Here is a 15,750-nt window from a genome sequence, read left to right on the forward strand (position 1 = left end):
AAATATTCGGCACTTACCAAATATTTACCTCCATTTCCATAAGGATATCGAAGCGTTTTTTTACCTGCTGCTGTACATAGCGGGCAAGGGCTAATATGGCCGCTCCTGTGGCTCCTCCATAATTGACCATGACCAGCGGCTGTTTCTGATGAACTCCTACAGCATCTATACGATAGCCCTTCAGTTCACAACGCTCTATCAGGTAGGCCGCAGGGATTTTCTCTTGGTCATCTCCTATGCTGTAGTGAGGCATATTGGGGTAGTGCTTTTGTAGTTCTATAAATTGCGCTTGTGGAATCACAGGATTTTTAAAGAAGCTCCCACTATTGCCCAGCTCAGCAGGGTTCGGCAGCTTGCTCTGGCGTATCTCTTTGACCACTTGGGCTATATGTTGGGGACTTTCCTCCCAGCCATGGGCAGCCAAGTGAGCACGAATATCCCCGTAATGGGTCTTGAACTGGTGATTTTGCTTAGTAAGACAGAGAGTAACAGAGGTGATGATATAACCATCTTTATGCTGCTTAAAGATAGAATCTCGGTAACCAAATGCACAGCCTTTCTTGAGGAAAGTGACCTTGTCACCGAAATTTCCCATATACTTAGGGTCTTCCTTTATGCAAATAGCATCACAGCAATCAAAAACGTCCTTTAGCTCTACTCCATAGGCACCTATATTCTGTACGGGGGCAGCTCCCACTGTCCCGTAGATCAGGGCGAGGTTCTCCACGCCTCCGTAGTCTTGTGCTACACAATAATCCACAAAGTCGCTCCAGAGTTCTCCTGCTGAAGTTCGTACCCAGACAAACTCATCGGTCTCATGTGCTACCGAGATACCCTTTTGGGTGATGTGCAACAGCGGCACCTCAGGGGCTTGCGTCAGCAGTATATTGCTCCCCCCTCCCAAGACTTTCAGGTTGGGGTATAGCCTGATGGCTTCCAAAATATCCGCCTCGTTCTCCGCCTCTATTAGCAGTGGCGCCCGTTGGTCTATACCAAAGGTGTTATAGGGTTTTAAGGAAATGTTCTCGTGTATTTTCATTAGTCATTAATCATTAGTCATTAGTCACTTGTCACTATCAAAGTCTGCTTTCTAATTCGCTAACGGTCATTTCAGTATATGTTTTTTTACCAAAGGGGCTTAGTTGTGGCTCTTGGCAGGTGAACAGATCATAGACCAATTGTTCCTGTTCCTCCCCTGAGAGGGTTTGTCCAGCTCTGATAGCTAAGTTCTTAGCCAAGATCTTAGCGAGCATTTCCTCTTGAGTGATGATCTCTTGGGGAATGTCCTCGATGGCGCGCTCCAATAGGTCATATAGAAAACCTTGTACTTGGCTCTCCTTGATCATAGGGGGTAGGCCAGTGAAGCGTACCAAATTGCCCGCTATCTCTATCATAAAGCCCGCATTCCTTAGCTCTGGAAGCATGGGTTCTAAGGCCAAGATCTCCGAAGGGGTGTATTCGAACTCCAAAGGGAAGAGCAGTGACTGACTTAGACTGTGCCCCTGAAGCATGGTACGGCGAAAACGCTCATAGAGAATACGCTGATGGGCACGTGCCACATGTACGAATAGCACCTTGTCCTTGAAAAAGGTGATTAGGTACTTCCGTTGGAAATACAAGCTCGTCTGTACCCTGCTCTCCTGCTGGAAAGCGGCAAAGGGGTCGGTGATGTCTTCCTCTGTAGGAGCATTGGCCTTGGAGGGAATCCCAGTATAGAGTTGCTCCCACTGGGGGGAGGGTTGTCCCTTGGGGTAGGACGTAGGCGCTTGCTTAGGCGCCTCAGGGGTAGGGGTATCCATCTTGAAAGGATTAAAGTTTCTATCTACGTGATAGACAGGCGTTTGCGCTTCCTTGTCTTTGTAACTATAAGGTACCTCGTTCTGCTCGTCCAAGGAAAAGTCAATGGAGGGGAGCACGTGGAACTGCCCCAAGCTGTGCTTGATAGCAGAGCGGAGCAGTGCATAAATGGCCTGATCGTTGTCAAACTTGATTTCGGTCTTCGTAGGGTGTATATTGATATCTATATGCTTGGGGTCTATCTCCAAGTGAAGGAAGTATTCAGGCTGTTCACCCTCTTTGAGTAGTCCCTCAAAGGCACTCACTACCGCATGGTGTAGGTAGCGGTTCTTGATAAAACGCTGATTGACCATAAAGAACTGTAAGGACTTGTTCTTCTTATAGGAATCTTTGCTGATAAAGCCATGTATCCTAAGCAGTTCGGTGTTTTCCTCCACAGGGATCAGCTGCTCATTGAGTCTTTGGCCGAAGAGCTGCACTATACGCTTGCGAAGGGTGGTGGCAGGTAGGGCAAACTGTTCTACGTCGTTATGGAAGAGAGAGAATTGCAAATCGGGGTGAGCAAGTACCACGCGGTGGAATTCGTCCAAGATATGGCGCATCTCCACTGTATCGGACTTGAGGAAGTTGCGCCGTGCAGGCACATTGAAGAACAGATGCTTCATGGCGATAGAGGTGCCGCGGCTGGCTACCATGGGCGTCTGTTCGGTAATCTTATTACCCTCTATCTTTAGGGAAGTACCTACCTGCTGTCCCTCTTGGCAAGTGATCAGCTCTACCTGTGCAATAGAAGCTATGGAAGCCAAGGCCTCCCCACGGAAGCCCTTGGTGTGGAGCGTAAAGAGATCATCGGCTGAGCGAATTTTGGAAGTAGCATGTCGCTCAAAGGCCAATCGCGCATCAGTGGGGGACATGCCTATCCCGTTATCTACCACTTGTACCAAGGTACGTCCCGCATCCTTCAGGTAGAGCTTGATTTGGGTCGCTCCCGCATCTATAGCATTCTCCAGGAGTTCCTTCACAGCCGAGGCTGGGCGCTGTATGACCTCCCCAGCAGCAATCTGGTTGGCTACATTGTCAGGTAACAATCGTATAATATCGGGCATTGGTTATTTCTTAAATAAAAATGACAAATCAAAATCAAACAAGTAGTACGTAGCCAGCAATAATAATGCCAAAATAAGCCATAACAGTCTTGAGGAGGTGCTTTTTTTGACCTCTTGTTTTTGCTTGCGCAGCTGATCCCACTGCCTACGCATGGCATGACCTCTGAGCTGATGCTTGGGGATACTAAACCCCCGACGCTCCTCATGATCAGTATAGTAGCGTGGACGATAAACAAACTGTCGTAGGGCTGCACTTTTAAAAAAATTAATCTTCACAACATAAGGTTTTACGGGGCAAAAATACGATATTTTTTTCAGTTATTAGTAGTTAGTGATTAGTGGTTAGCCACTGACCACTAACCACTAGTCACTAATCACTAAAAAAAATGTTTGATTTTCATAAAAAAAGTATTATATTTGCCAATTGAATAAAACTACCCTCATAACAGACGCTTAGGTCTCTTATGGGACTGTATAAATAACTGATTTATAATTATTAAACTAAACAATTTAAATATTTTACCGATGAAAAATCTATTATTAGTAACCTTCGCTTGGCTGATGATGATGGCCATTATAGGAAGTATTGTATATATGATGCTGTATGTAGTGGAGAATTACAGCTATGGAAATAATGAAACCATTCAGTACCTATGGTGCTGCTTTACAGGGGTATTGCTCATTCCTGCTTACAAAGGAGTGTACTATATCCACAGCCTTTGGCTTAAGATGCTCAAGGAGTTCCGCGAGGCAGGAGACCCACAAGAGGGCGATAGCAAGGAAATCCCTTTCTTTAAGGAGCCTGCTCCTGTGGTAAGTGTGAATATTACCGAATATCCTTTTGTGGAAAACCGAAAGAAAAATATGCCTGCCCCTCCTTCCTTGGACGAGATTAATGAGAAAATAAAAAACATCCGCTCTTCGGCCAATGAAAAACTCAGTCAGATAAAGACCGAGGACATCACCAAGCCAACCAAGGACAGTAGTTACTTTGCTCAAAAATACACAGAAGAGAAATCTATTTTGGTCGATACTATTTTCTCTAAAGAAAAACAATCCAAGACGCCCCAAGCAGCACCAGAGACTAGTACCAAAAAGCAGGCTACTGCTAAGGCAGAAGCAGAAGCTATTCTCAAACCTAAAGTAGCCCCTACTAAATCTGAAGAGCAGCCAGAACCAGTAGCTGATCACCAGGCCAAGAAAGAGGAAGCCTCCCACAACAACGAAACTCCTGCTACCAAGCACACACAAAAGGGAGGAAAGAAACACTACCACAAAAAAGGAGGAAAGCGATAAACTATGCTAAAACTTATCACCTATCCCTTTGTCCTTTTAGTGCGTTTTTATCAGATAGCCATCTCTCCCTTGAAGCCTCCTACTTGTCGCTTTACCCCCACATGTTCTTCCTATGCATTGGAAGCACTTAAGCGATATGGGCTCTTCAAGGGAGGGATGCTCGCTATAAGGCGTATTATGCGTTGCCATCCTTGGGGAGGGAGTGGCTACGATCCAGTGCCTTAATCTTATCTACAATCACCTGTGCCAAGAGCGTCTTGCTCTCTATCGTCCAGCCTGCTATATGGGGAGTAAGGATTACATTGTCCGCTTCCAACAGATAGGTGAAATCCGCTGGCAACTCTCCCTTGAAGAAATTTTCAAAGGACGATTGTTCGTACTCCAGCACATCCAAACCAGCTCCTAGCACCTTTCTCTCTTGTAGTGCCTTGACGAGATCGGCTGTACAGACACTCTTTCCTCTGGCGGTATTAATCAGCCAAAACGGTTTAGCAAAGGCTGCTATAAAAGCCTCATCCACCATCTTCAGGGTCAGTGGTGTCTCTGGAGTGTGTAGGCTGACCACATCCACCTCTTTTTGGAAGACCTCCAGCGGCACTTGGGTAGCACAAGCATCACCCACTCCTTCTTTGATGTCATAGCAAAGTACCCTACAGTCAAAGCCGCGTAACTTCTTAGCAAAGGACTTGCCCATATTGCCATAGCCTATGATGCCTACGGTAAGGGAATCGAGTTCTACTCCTCGGTTTTCTTCCCTTAGCCAAAGCCCTCGGGCAATCTCTCTATCTGCCTTCTTGAGCTTATTGAGCAAAGCCAAGAGCAAAGCCAAAGTATGGTTGCCCACGGCATTGCGGTTACCTTCGGGAGAGGAGATAAGAGCTATACCCCGCTGCTCGGCATACTCGGTATCAATGTTTTCCATACCAGCTCCCACACGAGCAATAAACTTCAGCCGTGTAGCCTTATCTATAAAGTCCTTATCAATACGAAAGCGGCTACGAATTACAATGCCGTCATAGGCAGCGATTTTCGCCTCTATCTCTGCCTTACTGCTGGTGTAGTCTATATCATTTTCAAACCCTGCTTCAGTAAGCTGCTGAAGCATAAGGGGGTGATTACTGTCAATGTGTAATATTTTCATGAATTAGGGAATTAGGATTTTAGAATTATAGGGTTATAGTTAATGAATAGTGATTCATCTACTGAGGGTGTTAGTCACTCATCACTTGTCGTTAGTCGCTCGTCACTCGTCACTCGTCACTTGTCATTAGTCACTCGTCACTTGTCACTTGTCACTTGTCACTCGTCGTTAGTCACTTGTCACTATACTGAGACTTTCCCCTTTATCGTAGGATAGGGATCATAGCCCTCAAGGGTGAAATCGGGGTAGTCAAAGGCGAAGAGATCTTTGACCGCTTTGTTGAGCTTCATAGTGGGCAGCGGGCGTGGTTCCCGACTGAGCTGCAATTCCACTTGCTCTAGATGGTTTTTATAGATGTGTAGGTCTCCAAAGGAATGTACAAACTCACCTACTTGCAACCCCGTAACATGTGCCATCATCTGGGTGAGTAGGGCATAGGAAGCAATATTGAAAGGCACCCCTAAGAAGGCATCGGCACTGCGCTGGTAGAGTTGACAGGAGAGGCGGCCATCCATGACATAGAATTGGAACAAGGCATGACAAGGAGGCAGTGCAGCCTTGTTATGCGCCACATTCTCGGCAAAGGACACCGAGGGGTCGGGCATCACCGAGGGGTTCCAAGCTGAAACTACCATACGGCGGCTATCGGGATTGGTCTTGAGGGTGTGGAGCACTTCTGCAATCTGGTCTATTCCCTCTCCGTTCCAGTTGCGCCATTGTGCCCCATATACAGGGCCAAGGTCGCCCAGCTCATCTGCCCATTCGTTCCAGATACGTACCCCATGCTCGGTGAGGTAATGGATATTGGTATCTCCCCGAAGGAACCATAACAGCTCATAGATCACCGACTTGAGGTGTATCTTCTTAGTAGTAAGCAAGGGAAATCCCTCTTGAAGGTTATGGCGGAGCTGGTAACCAAACACACTGATGGTACCTGTCCCCGTACGGTCTTCCTTGCTATGTCCGTGGGTAAGTATGTGATTGAGAAGGTCTTTGTAGGCTTGCATTATTGAATCGTTTGGGAGGGCAAAAATACGAAAATAATGATTAATGACAAGGCAGTGATTAGTTTTTAGTTTCTAATAGGTAGAAACTAAAAACTAATCACTAACTGCTGAAAATGATCTATTACCTACTGACCACTCACCACTATCGTTGTCTCTCCTTTTAGTTTCTTGCTGTTGGCTTTCAGACTTATTTTTCCTGCTTTCTCAGCGGCCTGAACTATGACAACCAATTTTCCGTTGAACAGATGCATTTTAGGCAAATGGAAAAGATCAATACAAGTGGCATCTCCATTGGCAGCAGCACGATAGGTGCCCGCCCCTTTTACTGTAAATTCCACCAGTTCGTTTACATTGGGGCATACATTACCTTTTTCGTCTATCGCTTCTACAGTAACAAAGCAAAGGTCTTTCCCATCAGCCTTGATTGTAGAACGATCAGGCGTTAGGCGGAGGGCATAAGGAGTGCCTGCGGTTTGGAGCTGTCTTTCGGCAACAGCTTTGCCTTTTTCATCATAAGCAACTACTTTTACAACACCAGGTTCATACTTGGTGTCCATCCACATTAGGCGGTAGCGTTTTTGGCGTTCAAGGTCTGTAGGATTACCTTTTCCTTCATCTTTGGCTAACTTGATGCTGAGATCTTTGCTGCGTTTTCCTTGGCTTTTTCCATTGATAAAAAGCTCCGCTGTAGGATAGTTGGTATAAACGAAAATAGGAGTTGTCTTTCCTTCACGTCCTTCCCAATTCCAGTGAGGAAGGATATGAAGCGTTTCTGCTTCTTTGTTCCAGTGAGAACGATAGAGGTAAAAGCGATCTTTAGGAAGTCCTGCCAAGTCTACCGCTCCAAAATAAGAACTATGAGACGGCCATTCTTCATAGTATGGAGTGGGTTCTCCCAGATAATCAAAGCCTGTCCAAATAAATTCTCCTATAGTATAAGGTAGGTCTTCTTGGTGAATCCAATCATCTTCAGGAAGGTTTGACCAATCGCAATGTTCTACATCATAGGACGATGATTGCATGTCTGGATATTTGGCCATAGACTTTCTCTCTATAGGAAACTTATACACGCCTCGTGAGCTGAGTGTAGAAGCGGTCTCACTACCGAGTAACAAGCGTTGTGGGAGCTTGCCATAGGCCTCTTGATATTTGAAAGGGCGATAGTTAAAACCAACTAGATGCATGGTCGCAGCCATATTGTTTCGCAAAACATCATCAGGCCTATCCATACCATTGCTTATAGGGCGTGTAGGGTCTAATGCTCGTACTATGTTTTGCAAGTAATAGGCTGCTTGTGAGCCATTCTCTACGCTTTGTTCTTCTACTTCGTTACCAATGAACCACATCAGTACACTGGGGTTGTTGCGGTAATGCTTGACAAGGTTTGTGAGGTCTTTGGCAGCCCAATCCTTGAAGTAGAGGTGATAGCCGTTATCTACCTTGGGTATAGCCCATTCGTCAAAGCTCTCAACAGCCAGTAACATACCCATCTCATCGGCAGCTCGTACATACTCAGGGGCAGGCATGTTATGGGAGGTACGGATGGTATTGGCGCCCATATCTTGCATAATACGTATCTGTCGGCGGATAGCGGCTTCATTCACAGCACCTCCTAAGGCTCCTAAGTCATGATGCATACACACCCCTTGGATCTTGATCTTTCGGCCGTTGAGGTATAGGCCATCGTTGGGTTTTAGCTCTATAGAACGAATGCCAAAGGTTGTACTCATCTCATCTTTTACTACTCCATTTTCATAGAGTTTAGTAACAGCCTTGTAGAGATATGGTTTTCCTATATCCCACAGCGTAGGATGGTTGATATAGAGTTCGTTAGAAAGTACATCGCCAGTATATTGGGTGCTTTGGATAGTGTGAGTCGTTAGCTTCTCTCCCTTGGCGTTGAAAATAGTGGTTTCCACTGAAATATTGGCCTTGTTATCGGTTACAAATTCAGTATTTACCAAGACTTTAGCAAAATCTTTTTCTATGATAGGGGTTGTAAGCTGTATTCCCCAAATAGGTATATAAGTTTTGTTCTTGGTGATAATATGTACATGGCGGTATAGGCCTGCACCGGGATACCAGCGTGAGGCTTCAGGGAGGTTATTTAATCGTACGGCGAGTGTATTTCCTTGAGCCTTTACAAAGGGGCTGATATTGAGAAAGAAAGTATTGTAACCATTATGCCATAGCCCTGCCTTGTGTCCATTTACATATACTTCAGGATTACTCATAGCTCCGTCAAACTGTATAAATACCTGCTTGTCGGCCGTCAATTCAGGCACATCAAATTCAGTACGATACCAGCCTACTCCCACGAAGGGCAATCCTCCTGTTCGCCCTGTATGTTCAATGGCTGATTTCTGTCCGTCTTGCTTGATAGCAATACGCTGAAGGTCATTCTCCCTATCGAAAGGGCCATAGATAGCCCAATCATGCGGCAAGGTTACCTTCTGCCACTTGCTATCATTATAGTCTGCTTGCGAAAATTCAGGCTGGTCTTCACGTGTGAATTTCCACCCCTTTTCTAAGGTCTGTTGTTGCGCCCAGCTCATAGTGGTAAGTGCTAACAATAATAGAAGATTAATTTTTCTCATACGAATGTGTTTTTAAGAACTGTTGCCGATTATTAGGCTCAGGCGCTACAAAATTAATAAAAAAAGAGGAAATAACAAAGTTAATTCTTAGTTTTTAGTCATCAGAGACTAACCACTAATCACTAACCACTAAATTAACAATTGACAATTAACAATTAACAATTAAATTTTGTACTTTTGCCCCTTGTAATATTTCATTAGAAAGACCATGAACGAAATACGACATAACTGGACTGCTGAGGAGATTATCGCAATCTATAACAGGCCTTTGATGGACTTGCTCTATGAGGCCGCCACTGTGCATCGCAAGTACCACGACCCTAATACCGTGCAGGTTTCTACCTTGCTTTCGGTCAAGACAGGGGGCTGCTCGGAGGACTGTTGTTACTGCTCACAGTCGGCACGCTACCATACCGAGGTAGAGATAGAACCCATGATGAGCCTCTCCCAAGTGAAGGCACAGGCCTTGCGTGCCAAAGCCTCTGGAAGTTCACGTGTGTGCATGGGGGCAGCTTGGCGCAATGTCAAGGACGGCCCTGAGTTCGAACAGGTATTGGAAATGGTACGCACTATTAACAAATTGGATATGGAGGTGTGCTGTACGCTGGGTATGCTTACCGAAAATCAGGCCAAACGCCTCTCTGAAGCAGGACTCTATGCCTATAACCATAACTTGGATACTTCCGAGGATTATTATCAGGAAATTGTAACAACTCGTAGCTACGAAGACCGTCTCAAGACTATAGAAAATATACGTAAGACAAGTATCACTGTATGTAGTGGCGGAATTATCGGTATGGGTGAGGCCTTGGAGGACAGGGCTAAGATGCTCGTGGCACTCTCTACCCTTGACCCACAACCTGAGTCCGTGCCTATCAATGCGCTAGTACCTATCGAGGGTACACCTCTTGAAGAGCTACCTCCAGTGGATATCTGGGAAATGGTGCGTATGATCGCCACTGCCCGTATCGTAATGCCTCAGTCTCAGGTACGCCTTTCGGCAGGACGTATGAATATGTCCCGCGAAGGACAAGCCTTGTGCTTCTTTGCGGGGGCTAACTCTATCTTTGCGGGGGACAAACTGCTGACCACTCCTAACCCCGATATCAAGGAGGATATGCACATGCTAGAAGTCTTAGGTATGCGTACCCAAAAGCCTTTTGAGAAACACCCGCAACCTACTACAGTGGAGGCAGCAGACTCCAAAATACCTGCTTTGGGTGAAAAACCTAAGTGGTCAAGACCCCAGAAAGTGAAAAGCGAACAATAAAAAGTGAATAGTTAAAAGAGAAGAGTGAATAGTTGTTTTTCACGCTTCTCTTTTTGTTTTTCATTTAATTGTCTTCACTTATATAAAGTTTGCTACCTCGCTCACTACGTGGGCGGTAGCATGGGTAGAAGGGGAAGGCTTGTCGGTAAATTCAGCAATGATGGCCTCACGTAGTTTTTGAGCATCACCAATGGCCTCATCAGTAGCGATGCGATGGATAATCTGTAGGGTCGTGTTCTTACTGATAAGAATCACATTCCACAGGTTGCCACTTACGTAGATTTGCTGCGTGATGTTATGCTCATACTCGGCATTGATATGCTCAATGAGCAACAGTTCGTAAGCCATTTTGTCCTGAGAAGTAGGGGCGATTCGCAAGGCAAGCTTCTGAGGGCTGGTACGATCAAGCAGTAAGGTTAGGCGCTCATAAGCCTGTAGGCGCAAGGGAAGTGCCTCTTTTCTCAGGTCTTTTTGAAGAAGCCATTGCCTAGTGCTAGCCTCATTCTTAAAATGCTGTTGAAACAACAAGTAAGCTATCACGGCCACTATGACCGATGGTAAGCAGTAAGAGAGAATTTGTAATAACATTTTTTATAATAGGGTTTTAGGGGTTTAGCATGAAAGGATTATAGCTCCTTTAATAACATTTTCTTAGGTTAAGCACGAGCAACAAGCTTACACCAAAGATGATGTATTAGTCACTAGTCACTAATCACTAGTCATTGGTCATTACTCACTAATTCGTGTATCCGAATCGTCTGAGCTGTTTCAGATCGGAGCGCCAGTTTTTATTGACTTTGACATAGAGTTCCAAGTGGATTTGCTTACCAAAGAATTTCTCCAAATCATAGCGGGCTTGTATCCCTACCTTTTTGAGGGCTTCGCCACGGTGACCTATGATGATACCCTTTTGGCTCTCACGCTCAACCATGATGATGCTACGAATGCGAATGATCTCTTCCGTCTCACTGAAGGTCTCTGTCTCTACCTCTACTGAATAAGGAACTTCCTTCTTGTAATTGAGCAGGATTTTCTCACGGATAGTTTCATTGACAAAGAAGCGTTCAGGCTTATCAGTCAGCTGGTCTTTCGGATAGAAGGCAGGGGATTCAGGCAATAACTCCAAAATGCGATGGAAAAGCGGCTCCACATTGAAGTTCTCCAAAGCAGAAATGGCATAAATCTCTCCCTTGGGCACTTTCTCCTGCCAATAGGCCAAGGCTTCCTTGACGGTAGCCTCATCGGAGCGGTCTATCTTATTGATTAAAACAAGTACAGGCACCTTAGCTTGATTGATTTTCTTGAAAAACTCCTCATCCTTGAGATCTTTCTCACCGATCTCTACCATATAGATAAGAATATCAGCGTCCTCAAAGGCATCTTTGACAAAGTCCATCATGGACGTTTGCAACTGGTAAGCAGGCTTGATGATTCCTGGGGTATCGGAGAAGATTACTTGAAAGTCTTCCCCGCTGACGATTCCAAAGATACGATGCCGTGTGGTCTGTGCCTTAGAGGTGATAATAGAAAGCCGTTCGCCTACCAAGGCGTTCAGCAAAGTGGATTTCCCTACATTGGGGTTTCCTATAATATTTACAAATCCTGATTTGTGCATTTTTTAGTTGTTAGTTATTAGTGGTTAGTGGTTAGTCTCTTTTGTAGTGAATGGAGCATTTTCCCTACTTCTTCTACTAATGACATTGCTTTTTCTATTACTAATTCTTTTAGATAATTAATTTAAGTTTCGCAAGTCATTTTTAGGTTATAATTAAATTTATAATTAATTAATAATCAATATATTGCAAAATAAACCTCCCCCCTACCCCCTCCGAGAGGGGGAATAAATTCGTTGAAAAAGATAAAAATTGTCTATCAATCTGAAAAATGTCCTTTCTATAACTCCTTGAAAATCATAAACTATCTCATTCCCCCTTTGGAGGAGGGTAGGGGGAGGTTTTGAATATCAATAAGTTACAGAACTTGCGAAACTTAAATCTTTAATATTCTCCATAGTATATTTTTTTATTTTTTAATTGTTATTCTCCCCTAACCCCTAACCCCTAACTACTACCCCCTCACAAACACCATCTCATTTTCATTAGAGAGATCCTCCGCATACTGATACCCTCCAAGGTGAAAGCCTTTGAGGTCTTCGGGATCGGTGATTTGCTCTTGGGCAATGTAGCGCGCCATAAGGCCTCGCCCTTGCTTGGTATAGAGAACTATGGTCTTGAGAGTGTCGCCGCGCCAGCTCTTAAAAGCCACATGTATGACTTTCGCCTTGAGCGCTTGGGTGTCTATCACCTTGAAGTACTCATCGCTGGCCAAGTGCACCAGAGTTTCCCCTTCCTCAAGTTCTTCATTCAGGGCGTGGGTGATTTTCTTACGCCAAAAATCATACAGGTTAGCCTGTCCTGCTACAGCGAGCTTGATGCCCATCTCCAACCGATAAGGGGCGATAAGGTCTAAGGGCTTTAGAATACCATAAAGTCCTGAGAGAATACGCAAAGAACCTTGTAGCCTAAACACCTCCTCTTGGCTCAAGGACAAAACATCTAACCCCTCATATACATCACCATGATACGTATAGATAGCAGGGCGTGCATTCTTCTGAGTAAAGGGAAGGGAAAGAGCTTGGTGGTATTGCCAGCTAACGTCCGCCAGGCGGGGCGAAATATCCATCAGCTCCGCTAGTGTGGCAGGGGGTAGCTCCTTTAGCACCTTATATACCTGAAGGATTTCCGATTGGAAAATCGCTTGGCTGGGCACTATAGCAGGGTAAGGCGAGTGGCAGTCCATTCGCTTGGCAGGAGAAATAACTATCTTCACAGGAGTTTATTTAAAAAAGGCTTGCAAGTCGCTTAGAATACTCTGTCCTTTGTCTTGGTTATACCACTTTTGGAGATCTTCTTTGAACTCTGGGGTGAGTTTGCCATGCTCCTTCTTGTAGGCTTCTACCATCTGGGTAGCTACCTTAGGGCGTGGCCCCCATACATGAAGCACCTCAAGGCTTTGGGCATCGGCTATGATAAGAATAGGGATCGCCTTACCGCCATTGGTCAGATACTGGTTCATCAGATCAGGGTTCTCATCGCGAAGAACAATCTTAAGGTCAATAAGCGGGTTGCTTTGGGCGATTTTTTCCAGTACGGGAACAATCTGCGCTCCATCGGCGCACCATGCCTCGGAAATCACCAGCCATAATTGGCCTTTGGCAATTTGTTTAAAAGGAGCAAGCTGCTCAGGGGTAAACTCCAAGGTGTTATCAATGCGTTTCATACGTTGGCGATTGAGTTTGGTAAGAGATACCATGAACTCACTCTGATCCTCGCCTGTTGTTTTTCCTTCTAGGAGAAGACGGTCTATAAGGTGTTCAAACCCCTCATAGGATATAGCTTTGGGAAGACTATTTTTTATCATGATAGTTTTTATTTTAGCGTACAGTGAATAACAACTGACTATTGAAAGGCAAAAGTACGATATTCTAAGAGAAAAGTCAAGAAAATAATTAGCTAATTTTACCGATTAGCTAATTATTTCGTACCTTTGCGCGGTTAAAACAATTTCCCTTGAGTATAAAGCGATTATTTAAGCATACAGCGATTTATGGGCTGGCCACAGTGATGCCACGGGTACTGAACTTGGTTCTGACACCACTGCATACCAGCGCACAGACCCTTTCTCAGGCGCAATATGGCCTCTATCAGGGACTTTTTGCCTATATGATACTGGGCAATGTACTGCTGACCTATGGCATGGAAACGGCCTTTTTCAGGTTTATGAATAAGGGAGCGGACGCCCAAAAGGTCGCCTCCACGAGCCTTTTCTCCTTGACAGTGAGTTCGTTGGGTTTCTTGCTGGTGGGCTTGCTCTGTAGTGAGTATATCGCACAGTGGCTCAGCTATCCTGCTGCCTATATCCGCTATGCGATATGGATTTTAGCCTTGGACACTCTGGTGGCTATTCCTTTTGCTTGGTTGCGCAATGCAGGGCAGTCGCTACGCTATTCGCTGATCAAGATAGGCAATGTGGTGGTCAATCTGGGGCTTAACTTGCTTTTCCTGCTTTACCTGCCCTACTTAGAGCGACAAGGGTATGAGCTGCCTACCTTTACCTTTATCGCTGATAAGACCCAATACATTTTCATAGCCAATCTTATAGCTAGCTTGCTGACCTTCCTCTATATGCTACCACTCTATAGGCGGGTAGGCTTGCAGTGGGATCGAGCACTGTGGCGAGAAATGATTGCTTACGCCTTTCCTGTATTGATAGCGGGGATTGCTTTCTCGGTCAATGAGGCTTTTGACCGCGTTTTTATCCGTATGCTCTACCCCGCCGATCAGGCCGATGCTGTGGTAGGTCTATATGCGGGTTGTTATAAGATGGGGGTCTTTATGACACTCTTTATTACGGCTTATAAGCTAGGAGTAGAGCCGTTTTTCTTTTCCAATGCTGCTGATAAGAATGCTCCTGCGACCTATGCAAAGGTAACCGAGTATTTCTCTATCTTTGCAGGGGGGATACTGCTGTTTGTTTGCGTATATATAGACCAACTCAAGTGGTTGCTGATTCCTAACAAAGCCTATTGGGAGGGACTCAAGATTGTCCCTTTTGTACTGATGGCCAATCTATGCTTAGGGCTATACCATAGCATGTCGGTTTGGTACAAGGTAACCGACCGTACCTATTGGGGCGCGCTGATTTCCGTAGTAGGTGGGGTGATTACAGTGGTGGCCAACCTTAGCCTTATTCCGCTGTGGGGCTATATGGGAGCCGCCGTAGCAACCTTCTTGGCCTATGGGGGTATGATGTGCCTATCGGGCTGGCTTGGGCAACGCCAATACCCTGTTCCTTATAATTGGACACGCATCGGTGGCTTCCTAGGGCTATCGGTAGCCTTTTCGCTCTTGTATTTCTATGTGTTGAACAGAAATATATGGATAGGAAGTGGCCTTTTCGTCCTCTATACCATTGTAGCCATCAAATTAATGATAAACTCTAAACTAATCACTAACCACTAACCACTAATCACTAACAACTAAAGACTAAAAAATGGAAATAAAAATCATCAACCGTTCAGGGCATGCATTGCCCGCGTATCAGACCGCAAGCTCGGCAGGGGTCGACTTAAGGGCGCACCTTGAACAAACCGTTATTCTTGAGCCTATGCAGCGCAAGCTTATTCCCACAGGGCTTTATATAGAACTGCCAGAGGGCTATGAGGCACAGGTACGTCCGCGTAGTGGATTGGCGCTCAAGCATGGGATTACCGTGCTGAACTCACCAGGAACTATAGATGCCGATTATAGGGGGGAGATTTCTGTCTTGCTGATTAATCTCTCAGCGGAGCGCTTTGAAGTAGCCAACGGAGAGCGTATCGCCCAAATGGTCATCGCCAAGCATGAAGTAGCGCAATTCGTCCTCGTAGAGGAACTTTCCCAAACAGAACGTGGCACAGGAGGCTATGGAAGTACCGGAAAAAAATAAGAAAAGACTGTTCTACCACTTTTAGAAACAGCCCTTTCCCCTTTCTTGT

Annotated in this window: 15 protein-coding genes; 5 read left to right on the top strand and 10 right to left on the bottom strand. The window is 45.3% G+C overall.

Going from position 1 to position 15,750, the window contains the following annotated elements; genetic code table 11:
• Positions 1 to 13: 13 nt before the first annotated feature.
• From murB to HMPREF9331_RS05105, 3 genes are read right to left on the bottom strand one after another with little or no spacing between them, the layout of a single operon-like run.
• The gene (murB, locus tag HMPREF9331_RS05095) at positions 14 to 1,039 is read right to left on the bottom strand and encodes a UDP-N-acetylmuramate dehydrogenase (protein WP_016419955.1); all 1,026 of its coding nucleotides are present in this window, start codon (positions 1,037 to 1,039) and stop codon (positions 14 to 16) included.
• A 37-nt stretch (positions 1,040 to 1,076) separates the two neighbouring features.
• Complete coding sequence (gene mutL, locus HMPREF9331_RS05100) at positions 1,077 to 2,903, bottom strand: DNA mismatch repair endonuclease MutL (protein ID WP_016419956.1); 1,827 nt, start codon at positions 2,901 to 2,903, stop codon at positions 1,077 to 1,079.
• Positions 2,904 to 2,906: 3 nt separating this feature from the next.
• Positions 2,907 to 3,179: a hypothetical protein gene (locus HMPREF9331_RS05105; RefSeq protein WP_009642608.1), complete on the bottom strand. Its 273-nt coding sequence runs from the start codon at positions 3,177 to 3,179 to the stop codon at positions 2,907 to 2,909.
• A gap of 249 nt (positions 3,180 to 3,428) precedes the next feature.
• Here HMPREF9331_RS05105 and HMPREF9331_RS05110 point away from each other — a divergent pair, with 249 nt between their 5' ends.
• Positions 3,429 to 4,199, top strand: coding sequence for a hypothetical protein (locus tag HMPREF9331_RS05110; protein ID WP_016419957.1), 771 nt, complete (start codon positions 3,429 to 3,431; stop codon positions 4,197 to 4,199).
• Positions 4,200 to 4,202: 3 nt separating this feature from the next.
• On the top strand, positions 4,203 to 4,424 hold the full coding sequence (gene yidD, locus HMPREF9331_RS12765) for a membrane protein insertion efficiency factor YidD (protein WP_009642598.1): 222 nt from the start codon (positions 4,203 to 4,205) through the stop codon (positions 4,422 to 4,424).
• Here yidD and HMPREF9331_RS05115 read toward each other — a convergent pair.
• From HMPREF9331_RS05115 to HMPREF9331_RS05125, 3 genes are all read right to left on the bottom strand, one after another.
• Positions 4,375 to 5,340 carry a 2-hydroxyacid dehydrogenase gene (locus HMPREF9331_RS05115; RefSeq protein WP_016419958.1) on the bottom strand — a complete coding sequence of 322 codons (966 nt, stop codon included), beginning with the start codon at positions 5,338 to 5,340 and terminating at the stop codon, positions 4,375 to 4,377. The genes yidD and HMPREF9331_RS05115 overlap by 50 nt on opposite strands.
• A gap of 182 nt (positions 5,341 to 5,522) precedes the next feature.
• Positions 5,523 to 6,347 carry a thymidylate synthase gene (locus HMPREF9331_RS05120; protein WP_016419959.1) on the bottom strand — a complete coding sequence of 275 codons (825 nt, stop codon included), beginning with the start codon at positions 6,345 to 6,347 and terminating at the stop codon, positions 5,523 to 5,525.
• 125 nt (positions 6,348 to 6,472) lie between these two features.
• Positions 6,473 to 8,944 (bottom strand): DUF4982 domain-containing protein, encoded by a 2,472-nt coding sequence (locus HMPREF9331_RS05125; protein ID WP_016419960.1) that lies wholly within the window; start codon positions 8,942 to 8,944, stop codon positions 6,473 to 6,475.
• A 208-nt stretch (positions 8,945 to 9,152) separates the two neighbouring features.
• On the opposite strand from HMPREF9331_RS05125, the gene bioB reads away from it, so the two are divergent.
• The gene (bioB, locus tag HMPREF9331_RS05130) at positions 9,153 to 10,214 is read left to right on the top strand and encodes a biotin synthase BioB (RefSeq protein WP_016419961.1); all 1,062 of its coding nucleotides are present in this window, start codon (positions 9,153 to 9,155) and stop codon (positions 10,212 to 10,214) included.
• A 78-nt stretch (positions 10,215 to 10,292) separates the two neighbouring features.
• On the opposite strand, the gene HMPREF9331_RS05135 is transcribed toward bioB, so the two are convergent.
• From HMPREF9331_RS05135 to HMPREF9331_RS05150, 4 genes are all read right to left on the bottom strand, one after another.
• Positions 10,293 to 10,802, bottom strand: coding sequence for a DUF7935 family protein (locus HMPREF9331_RS05135; RefSeq protein WP_016419962.1), 510 nt, complete (start codon positions 10,800 to 10,802; stop codon positions 10,293 to 10,295).
• Between the two features lie 148 nt (positions 10,803 to 10,950).
• Complete coding sequence (gene era, locus HMPREF9331_RS05140) at positions 10,951 to 11,829, bottom strand: GTPase Era (protein WP_016419963.1); 879 nt, start codon at positions 11,827 to 11,829, stop codon at positions 10,951 to 10,953.
• A 452-nt stretch (positions 11,830 to 12,281) separates the two neighbouring features.
• Complete coding sequence (gene yaaA / locus HMPREF9331_RS05145; protein WP_016419964.1) at positions 12,282 to 13,043, bottom strand: peroxide stress protein YaaA; 762 nt, start codon at positions 13,041 to 13,043, stop codon at positions 12,282 to 12,284.
• 6 nt (positions 13,044 to 13,049) lie between these two features.
• The gene (locus tag HMPREF9331_RS05150; RefSeq protein WP_016419965.1) at positions 13,050 to 13,634 is read right to left on the bottom strand and encodes a thioredoxin family protein; all 585 of its coding nucleotides are present in this window, start codon (positions 13,632 to 13,634) and stop codon (positions 13,050 to 13,052) included.
• A 149-nt stretch (positions 13,635 to 13,783) separates the two neighbouring features.
• Here HMPREF9331_RS05150 and HMPREF9331_RS05155 point away from each other — a divergent pair, with 149 nt between their 5' ends.
• Both HMPREF9331_RS05155 and dut read left to right on the top strand, forming a co-directional pair.
• Positions 13,784 to 15,235: an oligosaccharide flippase family protein gene (locus HMPREF9331_RS05155; RefSeq protein WP_016419966.1), complete on the top strand. Its 1,452-nt coding sequence runs from the start codon at positions 13,784 to 13,786 to the stop codon at positions 15,233 to 15,235.
• Positions 15,236 to 15,266: 31 nt separating this feature from the next.
• Positions 15,267 to 15,701, top strand: coding sequence for a dUTP diphosphatase (gene dut, locus HMPREF9331_RS05160; protein WP_016419967.1), 435 nt, complete (start codon positions 15,267 to 15,269; stop codon positions 15,699 to 15,701).
• Positions 15,702 to 15,750: the final 49 nt, after the last annotated feature.

Source organism: Capnocytophaga granulosa ATCC 51502, assembly GCF_000411115.1.
Taxonomy (GTDB): domain Bacteria; phylum Bacteroidota; class Bacteroidia; order Flavobacteriales; family Flavobacteriaceae; genus Capnocytophaga; species Capnocytophaga granulosa.

Excerpts from the sequence above, each read along its gene's own strand:
- murB (WP_016419955.1), bottom strand. The coding sequence starts at position 1,039 with ATGAAAATACACGAGAACATTTCCTTAAAACCCTATAACACCTTTGGT.
- mutL (WP_016419956.1), bottom strand. The coding sequence starts at position 2,903 with ATGCCCGATATTATACGATTGTTACCTGACAATGTAGCCAACCAGATT.
- HMPREF9331_RS05110 (WP_016419957.1), top strand. The coding sequence starts at position 3,429 with ATGAAAAATCTATTATTAGTAACCTTCGCTTGGCTGATGATGATGGCC.
- yidD (WP_009642598.1), top strand. The coding sequence starts at position 4,203 with ATGCTAAAACTTATCACCTATCCCTTTGTCCTTTTAGTGCGTTTTTAT.
- HMPREF9331_RS05115 (WP_016419958.1), bottom strand. The coding sequence starts at position 5,340 with ATGAAAATATTACACATTGACAGTAATCACCCCCTTATGCTTCAGCAG.
- HMPREF9331_RS05120 (WP_016419959.1), bottom strand. The coding sequence starts at position 6,347 with ATGCAAGCCTACAAAGACCTTCTCAATCACATACTTACCCACGGACAT.
- HMPREF9331_RS05125 (WP_016419960.1), bottom strand. The coding sequence starts at position 8,944 with ATGAGAAAAATTAATCTTCTATTATTGTTAGCACTTACCACTATGAGC.
- bioB (WP_016419961.1), top strand. The coding sequence starts at position 9,153 with ATGAACGAAATACGACATAACTGGACTGCTGAGGAGATTATCGCAATC.
- HMPREF9331_RS05135 (WP_016419962.1), bottom strand. The coding sequence starts at position 10,802 with ATGTTATTACAAATTCTCTCTTACTGCTTACCATCGGTCATAGTGGCC.
- era (WP_016419963.1), bottom strand. The coding sequence starts at position 11,829 with ATGCACAAATCAGGATTTGTAAATATTATAGGAAACCCCAATGTAGGG.
- HMPREF9331_RS05150 (WP_016419965.1), bottom strand. The coding sequence starts at position 13,634 with ATGATAAAAAATAGTCTTCCCAAAGCTATATCCTATGAGGGGTTTGAA.
- dut (WP_016419967.1), top strand. The coding sequence starts at position 15,267 with ATGGAAATAAAAATCATCAACCGTTCAGGGCATGCATTGCCCGCGTAT.